Source organism: Streptomyces sp. NBC_00459 (assembly GCF_036013955.1).
Taxonomy (GTDB): Bacteria; Actinomycetota; Actinomycetes; order Streptomycetales; family Streptomycetaceae; genus Streptomyces.
In genome coordinates this window covers 7,052,811-7,066,352 of sequence record NZ_CP107903.1, presented here as the reverse complement: position 1 = coordinate 7,066,352, position 13,542 = coordinate 7,052,811, and the positions used below count along the sequence as shown (strand labels likewise).

The window sequence follows — 13,542 nt, the reverse complement described above, 5'->3', positions numbered from 1 at the left end:
GCACACCACGCCACTGACATTGCCGTATATGTACTGGGAATCCGCTGGTCAGACGGCTCGTTCGGGGCCTAGGATGGCGCGCCCGGCCATCCCCCGCGGTCACCGCCTCACCGGGACCGCCCGACCCCGCGCCGTCGCCAGAACCTGGTCCCCCCTCCGGCGCTGCGACGATGGACTCCCAGACCTCACAGTCATCCCAGGCATCCCAGTCACCGCATACGTTCCAGGTCGACCTGCGCGGCCTCGTGGACCTGCTCTCCCATCACCTCTACTCCAGCCCCAGGGTCTATCTGCGCGAGCTGCTGCAGAACGCCGTGGACGCGATCACCGCCCGCCGCGCCGAGCAGCCCGACGCCCCGGCGCGGGTTCGGCTGTACGCGGAGGGCGGCACCCTGCGGGTCGAGGACTCCGGGGTCGGCCTCACCGAGGCGGACGTGCACAACCTGCTTGCGACCATCGGCCGTAGTTCCAAGCGGGCGGATCCCGGCGGCATCCAGGAGGCACGTTCGGAGTTCCTCGGCCAGTTCGGCATCGGGCTGCTTGCCTGTTTCGTCGTGGCCGAGCGGATCCGGGTCGTCAGCCGCAGCGCCCGTACGCCGGACGCACCTCCTGTGGAGTGGACGGCCGCGGACGACGGTTCGTACACCGTGCGTACGCTGCCCGACGCGGCCCGGCCCGAACCGGGCACGACCGTGCACCTGGTGGCGCGGCCCGGGGCCGGCGAGTGGCTCACCGAGGAGCGTGTGCTGGCGCTGGCGCGGGACTTCGGGTCGCTGCTGCCGTACGACGTGCGGGTCGGCGACGAGGCCGTCACCGATCTGCCGGCGCCCTGGAACCGTCCGTATCCGTCGCCCGCCACCCGGAGGGTGGCCCTCCAGCGGCACTGTCACGACCTGTTCGGGTTCACGCCGTTGGACTCGATCGACCTGGACGTGCCGCTCGCGGGGATTCGCGGGGTGGCGTACGTCCTGCCGTCCTCCGTGAGTCCGGCGCAGCGCGCGAGTCACCGGGTGCACCTGAAGGGCATGCTGCTCACCGAGCGGGCCGAACAGCTGCTGCCCGACTGGGCGTTCTTCGTGCGGTGCGTGCTCGACACCGACAGCCTGCGGCCGACGGCTTCGCGCGAGTCGCTGTACGAGGACGAGACGCTGGCCGCGGTACGCGAGGCGCTGGGCGAAAGGATTCGCTCCTGGCTCACCGGGCTCGCCGCCGGGGATCCGGAGCGGCTTGCCGCGTTCCTGTCGGTGCACCACCTGGGCGTCAAGTCGCTGGCCAGGCACGACAAGGAGATGCTGCGCACGATGCTGCCGTGGCTCCCCTTCGAGACGACCGACGGGCAGTTGTCGCTGGAGGAGTTCGCGCAGCGGCACCCGGTGGTGCACTTCACCCGCACCGTCGAGGAGTACCGGCAGGTCGCGCCGATCGCGTCCGCGCAGGGCGTCGGCGTCGTCAACGGCGGCTACACCTACGACAGTGAGCTGATCGAGGCGCTGCCGTCGGTGCGCCCGGGGACAGTGGTCGCCGAGCTGGACGCCGACACCGTGACCGCGCACCTGGACTCGGTCGACCCGGCCGAGGAGCTGGCCCTGGCGGCCTTCCTGGGGGCCGCGCGCGCCAAACTCGACCCCCTGGGGTGCGATGTCGTCCTGCGCGCCTTCCACCCCTTGTCCGTGCCCGCGCTGCATCTGGACGACCGGGCGGCCCGGCACGAGCAGGCGCGCGCGGAGGCCGAGGAGCAGGCCGACGACCTGTGGGCCGGCATCCTCGGCTCGCTGCGGGGCAGCGCCCCGCGCGCGCGGCTGGTGCTCAACCATCTCAACCCGCTGATCCGGAGAATCAGTTCGCTGGAGGACCGGGAACTGATCGGCACCGCCACGGAGTCCTTGTACGGGCAGGCCCTGCTCATGGCGCAGCGCCCGCTGCGGCCCGCGGACTCCGCGCTGCTGAACCGTGCGTTCATCGGCCTCCTGGAGTGGGCCACCCACAGCGATCCCACGGAGCCCACGGAGGACGGCCGACGATGAGCGAGATCAAGGACTTCGACGCGCTCCGCGAGGCCATGGCGCTGAACTCGGAGCAGCCGGAGGGACCGGCCCGCAACGCGCGCGCGGAGCAGCTGCTGGCCGAGGCCGAGAAGCTGAACATCCCGCTCGCCGTGATCGAGGCGCTCGGGCACCAGTTGAAGGCCTACAACTACAGCTCCGAGAAGGACCGGATGTTCGTCCCCTTCGCGCGTCTGCTGCGCATGTGGGACGAGCGGCCCGAGGACTTCGACGAGTACGAGGTCCACACGCTGCACTGGGTCTTCAAGTGGATGACCACGGGCATGCTGGACCAGCCGCACATCCCGCTGGCCTCCATCGAGAAGTGGCTCGGCGAGATGGAGCACCGCTACCGGCTCGCCGGGCACTCCGAACGGGCCGTGCGCGGCGCCGAGTTCAGTGTGGCCGCGCATATCGGCGATCTGCCGCGGGCCGAACGGGCGTACGCCGCCTGGCTGGCCGCCGACCGCGACAGCATGGCCGACTGCCACGCCTGCGAACTGCACAGCCAGGGCTGGTGGCAGGCCGAGCGGGGCGCCGACGCCGAGGCGCTCGACCTGTGGCGGCCGGTCCTGGAGGGCGAGTTCACGTGCGCCCACGAACCGCACACCGTCCTGGCGTCCTCCCTGGCCCCGCTGCTGCGCCTGGGCCGCCTGGACGAGGCCCGCGCGCATCACCTTCGGGGCTTCCGGCTGGTACGGCCCATGGAGAGCATGCGGGGCGCGTACGCGGACCACGTCGAGTTCTGCGCGCTGACCGGCAACGAGGCGCGCGGCCTGGAACTGCTCGCGGAGCGCCCCGCGTACTTCACGGACTCCGGGCAGCCGCGCAGCGGGATGGACTTCCTGGCCGCCGTGACCCTCCTCATGGACCGGCTGACCGCCATGGGTATGGGCGACCAGTCGGTCCCCGGTCCGGCCGAGCGTGACTGGACCGCCCGCGAACTCGCCGTCCACGCGCGCGAGGAGACCCTTTCCCTGTCCGAGCGCTTCGACCTGCGCAACGGCACGTCGTACGTCGGCGAGAACGTCCGCGCGCGCATGGACCAGGCTCCGCTGGTGGAGCGGCTGCCGCTGGGCGTGCGGGCGGCGCGGGGCGTCCCCGCGCCCCGCAGGGCGCCCGCGGGGTCCACGGTGTCCCCGGGCCTCGCGGCGAAGCCGGCCGACGCCCCGGACGACCTGCCCGCGCTGCTCGCCGACGCGCGCCGGATGTCGGACGGGCTGCTGCCGCACGCGATGGAGGCGTGGGCGGCCGTCTGGCGGGCCGCCGAGGACATGGACCTACCGGCGGCCGACCGGGCGGAGATCGTCGATCACAGGGCCATGGAGGGCGGCCCTGAGGGCATCGCGCTCTTCGAGCGGGCCGCCGAGCTGTACGCCGAGGCGGGCGACCCCGGCGAGGCTCTGGCCGCCCGCGCCCGCGCCGCGTACGCACGCGCCCTGGAGGGCGACATCGACGAGGCCCTGGCGACCGTCTCCGAGCCGTACGAGGAGGTCCTCGCGCTCTACTCCGACGAGCGCACCGGCGTACGGCAGGCCGCGGCCGTCCTGATGGGGCGCGCCCGCATCCTCATGCGGCAGGTCGAGGAGGACGGCACCGACCAGGTCCTGGCCGCCGCGGAGAACGCCGTACGGGAGCTGCTGGCACTCGTCGACGGGCACGCCGGAAACGATGTGCGGCTCGCCTCACGCGGCGCGGAGGCGCAGGCCATGCTCGGGGAACTGGCGACGCGCACCGGGGACCTGGCGGGGGCCGCGGAGCTGTTCACCTGGGCGACGGATGCGTTCGTCGCGGCCGGGCTGCCGTGGTTCGCGGTCGAGTACGAGGCACGGCTGGCCGGCCTCGCCCACCATCTCGGCGACATCGCCGGGGCCGAGCGGGCGCTGCGTGGGGCCCTGGAGCACGGCGGGGCGTATCTGGAGGCGGCCGGCCAGGCCCAGCTGAACCTGCAGCTCGCCGAGATCCTCGGGGCGCGCGACGAGATCGCCGAGGCCGCGGACCGCGCCCTGGAGGCCGCGCACTGGGCCGACGAGGCGGGCGAGGGCCCGACCCTGGGCGCCTGGGCCCGGCACCTGCTCGGCGGTTTCCTGCTGCGGCAGGGCCGGTGGGCGGAGGCTGCCGAGGTGCTGGAGTCGGCGCTGCCCGACCTCGGGACGGAGACGCACGGCGACGGAGCGGTCGTACAGACGCTGTGGTGGCTCGGCGACTGTCTGGGCGAGCTGGGCGAGCACCGTGAGTCCGCCGAACGCCGGCTGAGGGCCGCGGAGATCGCCCGGCACTGGCCCGAGCAGCAGGACCACGCGACCCTCGCCCACCTGGCCGCCGAGTCCCTCGGCCAGGCCGGGCTGCCCGCCGAGGCGGACCAGGCCTACGAACGCGCCGGCGAGCTGTGGCGCTCGCTCGGCAACGTGCACGGCCTGGTGCGTGCCCTGCGCGCCCGCGCGTGGCTCGCGCTGCGGATGGAGGCGGGCCTCGACGGGGCCCGGCAGCGGATGGGCGAAGCGGTCCGGGAGTGCGCGCAGGCCCTGTCCGAGGCGGAGGAGCTGGAGTCCCGCGAGCAGCTCGGCGCCGAACTCGCCCACACCCACCGCCAGTTCGGCGACCTGCTGGCCCGCTCCGCCGCGGAGGACGCCGAGGACGGCGCGATCGAGGCCGCGTTCGAGGCGGCGCTGGCCCAGATGACGAAGGCGATCGCCGTGTTCTCCTCCCTCGGCGAGGAGGGCCTGCACGGCCGCACCGGCGCCGAACTGGCCGCGGGCTGGCTGGAGGCGGACCTGAGCCGCCCGTCGGACGCGGCGGCACGCGCGCGCGGGGTGCTGACCGCGTACGAGAACTTCGAGCCCTACGAGGAGGAGGCCGAAACGGTCCGGTCCCGCCGGGCCGAGGCGGAACAGATGCTCCAGCTCATGGAGGAGCAGGAGGCGGACTAGGGGCGCTTCAGCCCGTCCGGCGTTTGAGGACGAGCGCGTTCAGCGCGAAGGGGGTCTGGGGGCGCAGCCCCCAGGAACGGGATGGGACGGGTAGGGGCGGCGGGGGCGAAACCCCTCCGACGCGCACCCTCCCTCACTCAACCCCGATGAGCAGCAACGCCCCCTGCCGCCCGCCCCGATAGACCACGGTGTCGACGGCGAGATACCCCTCACGGACCCGGGCCTCCAGGTGGCCCGCGATGTCCTCGGGCGCCTCGTCCCCGAGGACGAGGGTGACCATCTCACCCCCCGCCTGGAGCATGCGGTCGATGACGGCCTCCGCGGTGGCCGTGACGTCCGAGCCGATCACGGCGACGTCACCGTCGATCAGGCCGAGGACGTCACCGGTCTGGCAGATGCCGGCCATCGTCCAGGACTGGCGTTCCGCGACGGCGAGTTCGGCGTAGCGGGTCGCGCCGGCCGCGGAGGTCATCGCGACGACGTCCTCGTCGAACCGGCGTTCCGGTTCGTGCACGGCGAGCGCGGCGATGCCCTGGACCGCCGACCGCGTCGGGATCAGGGCCACGCGGATGCCCTCCGTGCGGGCCTGTTCGGCCGCCGCGGCGGCGGTGTGGCGCAGGTCGGCGTCGTTGGGCAGCAGGACGACCTCGCGCGCGTGGGCCCGCCGCACGGCCTCGACGAGCTCCCCGCTCGCCGGTGGCTCCCCGGGCCGCGCGAGCACGATGGTGGCACCGGCCTCGCCGTACAGCCCGGCCAGCCCCTCCCCCGGCACGACGGCCACGACGGCCCGCTGCACCCGCTCCCGGGGCGGCCGTCCGACGCCACCGGTGTGTACGTCACCGATCCCGAAGTGCGTGATCCTGATCCGGTACGGCCGCCCCGCCTCGACTCCCGCCTCCACGGCGGCGCCTGCGTCGTCGACGTGCACGTGCACGTTCCACAGCCCGTCGCCCCCGACCACCACGAGCGAGTCCCCGAGCCGGTCCAGCCGCTCCCGGAGCCGGGCGACGGCCGTGTCCTCGGCCTCCAGGAGGTAGATGACCTCGAAGGCGGGCCCGGAGGCGTCCTCCGCGCAGTCGTCCGGGCCGTCGGGCACCGGCGTCGCCGTCCCAAGGGCGTCGGAACGAGCCGGCACGCGCACGCGTGCCGCCCACGCGGCCCCTGTCGCGCCACCTCCCGGCGCCTCCCCCGTGAACGTCTCCACCAGCGCCCCGAGCACCGCCACCAGTCCCCGTCCGCCCGCGTCGACGACGCCCGCGCGCCCCAGGACGGCCAGCTGGCCCGGGGTGGCGGCCAACGCGGCCGAGGCGCCCTCGTACGCGGCTCTTGCCACCGTCCCGCAGTCGCCCTCCGCCTCCGTCGCGGCGTCGGCCGCCGCGGAGGCGACCGTGAGGACCGTGCCCTCGACCGGGTGGGCCACGGCCTGCCGGGCGGCCTCCGCCGCGTGCCGCAGGGCCAGGCACAGGCCGGGGCCGTCGATGCGAGCGCTCCCACCGTCCGCGTCGGCGGCCAGCACCTGGGCCATGCCGCGCAGCAGCTGCGCCAGGATCGTGCCGGAGTTGCCGCGCGCCCCTATCAGCGCGCCGTGGGCCATCGCCCGGGTCGCGTCGGCCAGGGTCGGAGCCCCGGCCGTGCCAGTCGGTCCGGCCCCCGTCTCGTGCCCGGCGAAGGCGGCCTCGACCGCCGCGCACGCCGACTCCAGCGTCAGATAGAGGTTGGTGCCGGTGTCCCCGTCGGCGACCGGGTAGACATTGATCGCGTCGATCTCCTCGCGCGCCCGCCCGAGCGCGGCCAGCGCGAGTCCGCACCAGGTGCGGACCGCGAGAGCATCGAAGAATGTCTGCGGCACCTGCGGCACCTGCGCCTCCTTGAGCTGCTGGACGTGGCACGCAGCGTAGACCCCGGGTGAATGCCGGGTGGCCCGGGGCCGGGAGTGAAGCCCTGATCAGCCATGGTAGTTTCGTTGTACTGGCGCAGTCGTTGTATGCTGCTCCGGTTGCCCGATCGAGAAGGCCATCCCAGATGGCCGTCGCACATCGGGCCTTCTCCCTGGTACTGCCACTCAGATCCTCCGATCCTGATCCCGGCGTGCCGGGATCAACCCGTAAGAGCATCTGAAGTCTTTGGAGTGACCCGTGGCTGCCAACTGCGACGTCTGCGGCAAGGGGCCGGGCTTCGGCAACAGCATCTCCCACTCGCACCGCCGTACACCCCGTCGCTGGAACCCGAACATCCAGCGCGTACGTACCGTGGTCGGTGGGACGCCGAAGCGCGTGAACGCTTGCACCTCGTGCATCAAGGCCGGCAAGGTCTCGCGCTGACGCTCAGCTAGCGCGCGGCCACTGTTGGTTCGCTGCACAGAGCCGGTCCACCTCGGTGGGCCGGCTTTTTGCCGTACCCGCAGAGCAGATGCGCCCCGACGGATGTTCTCTACGCCCGGAACCGCCACCCGTGGTCCACCGGACCGATCCCGCCCCCCAGAGCGAACCCGGCCGCGATCGCCCCGGTGACGTACTCCTTCGCCGCCGCCACCGCCTCCGGTACCGACTCGCCCTTCGCCAGCCCCGACGCGATGGCCGACGCCAGCGTGCAGCCCGTGCCGTGCGTGTGCCGGTTGTCGAGGCGCGGGGCGCGCAGCCAGTGCTCCTCGGACCCGTCCGTCAGCAGGTCGACGGCCTCGCCCGGCAGATGGCCGCCCTTGATCAGCGCCCACTTCGGCCCGTACGCCAGCACGGCGGCAGCGGCCTCGCGCAGTTGGCCCTCCGACTCGACGCGTACGCCCGTGAGCTGCGCCACCTCGTCGAGGTTCGGCGTCGCCACGGTCGCCACCGGCAGCAGCAGCGTCCGTACGGAATCGAGTGCGGACGCGGCCAGCAGCGGGTCCCCGTGCTTGGAGACGCCCACCGGGTCGACGACCGTCGGCACGTCCGTCGCCGCGATCAACTCGGCGACCGCCTCGACCAGTTCGGCCGAGGCGAGCATCCCGGTCTTCACCGCGGTCACTCCGATGTCGCCGACGACGCTGCGGTACTGGGCCCGCACCGCCTCCACCGGCAGCTCCCAAGCACCCTGTACGCCCAGGGAGTTCTGCGCGGTGACCGCCGTGAGCACGCTCATGCCGTGCACTCCGAGCGCCAGCATCGTCTTCAGGTCGGCCTGGATCCCGGCGCCGCCACCGGAGTCGGAGCCCGCGACCGTGAGGACGCGCGGAAGCGCGGTCACGACTCGATGTCCGCGAAGTGGTCCCAGCCGCCCTTGCTGGTCCACGGTGCCCCGTCGACCGTCACCTGGGGCAGCGCCGACGGGTTGAGGACCTCGCCGATCACCTTCCAGCGGGCGGGCAGCTTCACGTCCGGCGGGAAGGTCGCCACGATCGCGTGGTCCTCGCCGCCGGTGAGCACCCACTGCATGGGGTCGACGCCCACGGCCTGCCCGATGTCGTTCATCTGGGTGGGGATGTCGATCGCGCCCGAACGGATGTCGATACGGACCTTGCTGGCCTCGGCGATGTGCCCGAGGTCGGCGATCAGCCCGTCGCTCACGTCGCACATCGCGGTCGCGCCGAGGCCGGCCGCCGCCGGGCCCGCGTGATACGGCGGTTCGGGACGACGGTGGGCCTCGACGAAGGCGCGCGGCGAGCGGAAGCCGCGCGAGAGCACCGCGTGCCCGGCCGCCGACCAGCCCAGCCAGCCCGTCACGGCGACGACGTCACCGGGCCGTGCACCACCGCGGATCACCGGCTCGTGGTTGCGGAGATCACCGAGCGCGGTGATGGAGACCATGATCGTGTCCCCCCGTACGACATCACCGCCGACCACGGCGGCGCCCGCGACCTGGGCCTCGTCCCGCAGACCGTCCATCAGTTCGACGGGCCAGGTGACCGGGAGTTCGGCGGGGACGACCAGGCCGAGGAGCAGCGCGGTCGGTACGGCGCCCATGGCGGCGATGTCCGCGAGGTTCTGGGCGGCTGCCTTGCGGCCCACGTCGTACGCGGTGGACCAGTCGCGGCGGAAGTGCCGCCCTTCCAGGAGGATGTCGGTGCTCGCCACGACCCTGCGGTCGGGCGCGGCGACCACGGCGGCGTCGTCGCCGGGACCGACCCGGACCGCCGGGGTGGTGGTGAGCCGGGAGGTGAGCTCCCTGATGAGCCCGAACTCCCCCAGTTCGCCCACAGTGCCCTTCATAGTCGTACGTCCCCTTCTGGTGCTGTCCCCGTTGCTGTTCCTGCCCGGTCGCGAGGCCCCATGGACCTCTGTACGGTCGAGGTGACCGTCAACCTGTGCCGCGTGTGCACCCCGGTGCGGGTTCCCGGTCGCCGCAGGTCTCCCCGTGGCGCGTGACGACGCGATACCGTGGCGTTCCTTTTCCCCACATGATCCTCGTGGCCGCCCTGGAGGTTCCGTGGTACAGGCGTACATCCTGATCCAGACCGAGGTCGGCAAAGCGTCGACCGTCGCCGAGACGATCAGCAAGATCCCGGGGGTGACCCAGGCCGAGGACGTGACAGGACCGTACGACGTGATTGTGCGCGCCCAGGCCGACACCGTGGACGACCTCGGCCGCATGGTGGTCGCGAAGGTCCAGCAAGTGGACGGCATCACCCGCACTCTGACCTGCCCGGTGGTGCACCTGTAGCCCCCGTCTACCCTGTGCCGGTGAACTTCTTGCGTCACCGGCCGCTCGCTCTGCCCGCGCTCGCCCTGTTGATCGTCGTCACGGGCTGCTCCTCAGCAGACGACAGCGCCGCGGTCACGGTTCCCGTGCCGGACGGGAAGGCCGCGAAGCTGTGCCGGAACCTGGACAAGTCGCTGCCGTCGAAGGTGGACGGCCTGAGCCGCGACGATCCCGAGCCCCGGTCCGCACTGACCGCGGGCTGGGGCAGCAGCCCGGCGATCATACTGCGCTGCGGTGTCGTACGGCCGCCCAGGATGACCGACCCCAAGGTCGCCACCGGTGCGGATCCGGATGCGGTGGGGGGTGAGGTGAACGGGGTCGGGTGGCTGATGGAGAAGCGGGACGACGGGTCGTCCCGCTTCACGACTTCGTCGCGGCTCGCCTATGTCGAGGTGACTGTTCCGTCGGGTCGGGACACCTCGGGGGCGCTTGTCGATCTGGCTGCGGCCATCAAGAAGGCAGTGCCGGAAGGGATTGCCAACTAGGCGCTGTATGTGGCCTGTTGCGTTGTTGGGTGCGCGTCCGTCGTGGCTGGTCGCGCAGTTCCCCGCGCCCCTTCAGGGGCGCTTCACCTCAGGCCTGTTGAGCGGCGCAGCGCCGCCTGCACCAGGCGATCCACCAGCTCGGGATAGTCCACTCCCGTCTCCTGCCACATCCTCGGGTACATGGAGATCGGGGTGAAGCCGGGCATCGTGTTGATCTCGTTGATGACGAACTCGCCGTCCTCCGTGAGGAAGAAGTCCGCGCGGACGAGACCCTCGCAGGACGCCGCGTCGAAGGCCTCGACCGCGAGGCGGCGGACCTCCGCCGTCTGGTCCTCGGTGAGGGGGGCCGGGACGATGCCGTCGGCCGAGTCGATGTACTTGGCCTCGAAGTCGTAGAAGGCGTGCGCCTGAACGGGCGGGATCTCGGCGGGTACGGAGGCACGCGGGCCGTCCTCGAACTCCAGCACCCCGCACTCGATCTCGCGCCCGCGCAGCGCGGCCTCCACGATGATCTTCGGGTCGTGGCGCTGGGCCTCGGCGATCGCCTCGTCGAGGCCGCTCAGCTCGTCGACCTTGGTGATGCCGAACGACGATCCCGCGCGCGCGGGCTTCACGAACAGCGGCCAGCCGTGCTCGCCGGCGAAGTCGATGATCTTCTTGCGGGCGGCCGACTCGTCGCGCTCCCACTCACGCGGCCGGATCACCACGTACGGGCCGACCTTGAGGCCGAACGACGTGAACACCCGCTTCATGTACTCCTTGTCCTGGCCGACGGCAGAGGCGAGCACGCCCGCGCCGACGTACGGGACACCGGAGAGCTCCAGCAGCCCCTGGAGGGTGCCGTCCTCGCCGTACGGGCCGTGCAGCACGGGGAAGACGACGTCCACCTCGCCGAGGGCCTTGGGCACCGATCCCGGTTCGCTGTAGACGACTTCGCGGTTCGACGGGTCGACGGGGAGGACCACTCCGCCCTCCCTCGACTCGGCGAGCTGGTCGACGTTCGGCGCCTTGCGGTCGACGATCGCCATGCGCTCCGGTTCGTCCGCGGTGAGCGCCCAGCGGCCGTCCTGGGTGATGCCGATCGGCAGGACGTCGTACTTCGTCCGGTCGATGGCACGCAGCACGGCGCCGGCGGTGACCACGGAGATCCCGTGTTCGGAACTGCGACCGCCGAAGACGACGGCCACACGCGGCTTACGGGACGGCTGCCCGGGGCTCTGGGGGAGGTTCTCGGTGCTCATATCGGGTTGAGGGTACCCGGTGGCGGTGCGCTGAGTCAGCGCCCGCAGACCCCTGTTGCTCAGCGTCGTTCGGGCTTGGCGCTGCGCGACATCAGTTCCTTGAGAGCCACGACGGGAGGCTTCCCCTCGTGCACGATGCCGACGACCGTCTCCGTGATCGGCATGTCGACACCGTGCCTGCGGGCCAGATCCAGCACGCTCTCACAGGACTTGACGCCCTCGGCGGTCTGCTTGGTGACCGCGATGGTCTCCTGGAGGGTCATGCCCCTGCCGAGGTTGGTGCCGAAGGTGTGGTTGCGCGAGAGGGGCGAGGAGCAGGTCGCCACCAGGTCGCCCAGGCCCGCCAGTCCGGCGAAGGTGAGCGGGTCGGCGCCCATCGCGAGGCCGAGGCGGGTGGTCTCGGCGAGGCCTCGCGTGATGAGCGAACCCTTCGCGTTGTCGCCGAGGCCCATGCCGTCCGCGATACCGACGGCCAGACCGATCACGTTCTTGACGGCGCCGCCCAGTTCACAGCCGACCACGTCGGTGTTGGTGTACGGGCGGAAGTACGGGGTGTGGCAGATGCTCTGGAGTCGCTGGGCCACGGCGTCGTCCGTGCAGGCGACCACGGCGGCGGCCGGCATCCGGGCGGCGATCTCCCGGGCGAGGTTGGGGCCCGTGACGACCGCGATGCGGTCCTGGCCCACCTTGGCGACGTCCTCGATGACCTCGCTCATCCGCATCGCGGAACCGAGTTCGACACCCTTCATGAGGGAGACGAGGACCGTGTCGGGGGCGAGCAGGGGTGTCCACTCGGCCAGATTCCCGCGCAGGGTCTGCGAGGGGATGCTGAGTATCGTGAAGTCGGCGTCGCGCGCTGCCTCCGCCGGGTCCGTGGTGGCACGGAGGTTCTCCGGGAGTTCGACACCCGGGAAGTAGTCCGGGTTCGTCCGCGTGGAGTTGATCGCCTCGGCGAGTTCGGGGCGCCGCGCCCACAGGGTCACCTCGCAGCCGGCGTCGGCGAGCACCATGCCGAAGGCGGTCCCCCATGATCCAGCGCTGAACACCGCCGCCTTGACCGGCTCGCTCACTTGCCCTGCCCCTCTTCCTGAACTTCCCGTGTTTCTGCTGCTTCTGGCACTGCGGCTTCTTGCACCGCGGCTTCGTGCACCGCGGTTTCGTGCACGGCCGCCGACTGCGCCCGCGGTCCTTCTCCGGCCGCCCGGGCGACGGCTCTCTCCTGCGCGTCCAGCGCGTCCTGCGCCTCTTCCGCGGCCGTGCGGCGGCGCTGCTCGATCCGCTCCTGGCGCGGGTCGTAGGGGATCTCGGGCGCCTTCTCGCCGCGGATCTCCTCCAGCAGGCGGGTGACCGCGGCCATGATGACCTCCGTCGTCTCCTTCAGGAGGTCGGGGCTCATCTCCTTGTCGTAGAACCGCGTCAGGTCCACGGGCGGGCCCGCGAGGACATGGTGGGTCTTGCGCGGAAGGAGGTTGAGCTTCCTGGCGTACGGCGGCAGCAGTTCGTTCGCGCCCCACTGGGCCACCGGGATCACCGGGCACCTGGTCTGCAGGGCGACCCGGGCCGCGCCGGTCTTGCCGGTCATGGGCCACTGGTCCGGATCGCGGGTGATGGTGCCCTCGGGATAGAAGACGACGCATTCGCCGCGCTCCACGGCGGCGATCGCGGCACGGAAGGCGCTCAGCGCGTCGGTGGTCTCGCGGTAGACGGGGATCTGTCCGGTGCCACGCATCATGGTGCCGACGAATCCCTTCCTGAAAAGCCCGCTCTTCGCCAGAAAACGCGGAACACGGCCGCTGTTGTACTGGTAGTGCGCGTAGGCGAAGGGGTCCGCATGCGAATTGTGGTTCACCGCGGTGATAAATCCGCCCGCCGCCGGAATGTTCTCCATTCCGCGCCAGTCCCGGTTGATCAGAACCACCAACGGCGGTTTGCAGATGACCGCCGCGAGGCGGTACCAGAAGCCGATTCTGCGGCGGGGCACGCGGGACACCTTCCTCTAAGGCCTGGACCAGGACCTCTGCCGGTGGACCCGGGGGCCGCACAAGTGTCGCCCCGGGCTTCCGGTCTGTCGAGAACACCGTACGCCCCGGTACCGACACCGCCGGATGGGCTTTGATGACAGCCAGGTGACAATGGTTGCGGCCAGGAGAGCACCGGTTGAGCAGCCGGG

The 13,542-nt window shown here is 72.0% G+C and carries 11 protein-coding genes; 5 read left to right on the top strand and 6 right to left on the bottom strand.

The window, feature by feature from the left end; translation table 11 throughout:
• Nucleotides 1-170 precede the first annotated feature (170 nt).
• Both OHN74_RS31365 and OHN74_RS31360 read left to right on the top strand, forming a co-directional pair.
• The gene (locus tag OHN74_RS31365; protein WP_327697923.1) at nt 171-2,024 is read left to right on the top strand and encodes an HSP90 family protein; all 1,854 of its coding nucleotides are present in this window, start codon (nt 171-173) and stop codon (nt 2,022-2,024) included.
• Nucleotides 2,021-4,972 (top strand): tetratricopeptide repeat protein, encoded by a 2,952-nt coding sequence (locus tag OHN74_RS31360; RefSeq protein WP_327697922.1) that lies wholly within the window; start codon nt 2,021-2,023, stop codon nt 4,970-4,972. Before OHN74_RS31365 ends, OHN74_RS31360 begins: the two co-directional genes overlap by 4 nt.
• 133 nt (nt 4,973-5,105) lie before the next feature.
• Here OHN74_RS31360 and OHN74_RS31355 read toward each other — a convergent pair whose 3' ends face one another.
• Nucleotides 5,106-6,830 carry a DAK2 domain-containing protein gene (locus OHN74_RS31355; RefSeq protein WP_327697921.1) on the bottom strand — a complete coding sequence of 575 codons (1,725 nt, stop codon included), beginning with the start codon at nt 6,828-6,830 and terminating at the stop codon, nt 5,106-5,108.
• Nucleotides 6,831-7,107: 277 nt separating this feature from the next.
• On the opposite strand from OHN74_RS31355, the gene rpmB reads away from it, so the two are divergent.
• Nucleotides 7,108-7,293, top strand: coding sequence for a 50S ribosomal protein L28 (gene rpmB / locus OHN74_RS31350; protein ID WP_073491182.1), 186 nt, complete (start codon nt 7,108-7,110; stop codon nt 7,291-7,293).
• Between the two features lie 109 nt (nt 7,294-7,402).
• Here rpmB and thiD read toward each other — a convergent pair whose 3' ends face one another.
• Complete coding sequence (thiD, locus tag OHN74_RS31345) at nt 7,403-8,194, bottom strand: bifunctional hydroxymethylpyrimidine kinase/phosphomethylpyrimidine kinase (RefSeq protein ID WP_327697920.1); 792 nt, start codon at nt 8,192-8,194, stop codon at nt 7,403-7,405.
• Complete coding sequence (locus OHN74_RS31340; RefSeq protein ID WP_327697919.1) at nt 8,191-9,156, bottom strand: thiamine-phosphate kinase; 966 nt, start codon at nt 9,154-9,156, stop codon at nt 8,191-8,193. The genes thiD and OHN74_RS31340 overlap by 4 nt, the downstream gene beginning before the upstream one ends.
• A 217-nt stretch (nt 9,157-9,373) precedes the next feature.
• Between OHN74_RS31340 and OHN74_RS31335 the strand changes: the two genes are divergently transcribed.
• The gene (locus tag OHN74_RS31335; RefSeq protein ID WP_006376792.1) at nt 9,374-9,607 is read left to right on the top strand and encodes an Lrp/AsnC family transcriptional regulator; all 234 of its coding nucleotides are present in this window, start codon (nt 9,374-9,376) and stop codon (nt 9,605-9,607) included.
• A gap of 20 nt (nt 9,608-9,627) precedes the next feature.
• On the top strand, nt 9,628-10,131 hold the full coding sequence (locus tag OHN74_RS31330) for a DUF3515 domain-containing protein (protein ID WP_327697918.1): 504 nt from the start codon (nt 9,628-9,630) through the stop codon (nt 10,129-10,131).
• 83 nt (nt 10,132-10,214) lie between these two features.
• Here the strand turns inward: OHN74_RS31330 and OHN74_RS31325 are convergent, their stop codons facing one another.
• From OHN74_RS31325 to OHN74_RS31315, 3 genes are read right to left on the bottom strand one after another with little or no spacing between them, the layout of a single operon-like run.
• Nucleotides 10,215-11,372, bottom strand: a complete 1,158-nt coding sequence (locus tag OHN74_RS31325) for a D-alanine--D-alanine ligase family protein (RefSeq protein ID WP_327697917.1) — start codon at nt 11,370-11,372, stop codon at nt 10,215-10,217.
• Between the two features lie 59 nt (nt 11,373-11,431).
• Nucleotides 11,432-12,442, bottom strand: a complete 1,011-nt coding sequence (locus OHN74_RS31320; protein WP_327697916.1) for an NAD(P)H-dependent glycerol-3-phosphate dehydrogenase — start codon at nt 12,440-12,442, stop codon at nt 11,432-11,434.
• Nucleotides 12,439-13,353: a lysophospholipid acyltransferase family protein gene (locus tag OHN74_RS31315; RefSeq protein ID WP_327697915.1), complete on the bottom strand. Its 915-nt coding sequence runs from the start codon at nt 13,351-13,353 to the stop codon at nt 12,439-12,441. The genes OHN74_RS31320 and OHN74_RS31315 overlap by 4 nt, the downstream gene beginning before the upstream one ends.
• Between the last annotated feature and the right edge of the window lie 189 nt (nt 13,354-13,542).

Bases quoted from the DNA above. Each gene is read 5' to 3' on its own strand.
- OHN74_RS31365 (WP_327697923.1), top strand. From the start codon at position 171: ATGGACTCCCAGACCTCACAGTCATCCCAGGCATCCCAGTCACCGCAT.
- OHN74_RS31360 (WP_327697922.1), top strand. From the start codon at position 2,021: ATGAGCGAGATCAAGGACTTCGACGCGCTCCGCGAGGCCATGGCGCTG.
- OHN74_RS31340 (WP_327697919.1), bottom strand. From the start codon at position 9,156: ATGAAGGGCACTGTGGGCGAACTGGGGGAGTTCGGGCTCATCAGGGAG.
- OHN74_RS31325 (WP_327697917.1), bottom strand. From the start codon at position 11,372: ATGAGCACCGAGAACCTCCCCCAGAGCCCCGGGCAGCCGTCCCGTAAG.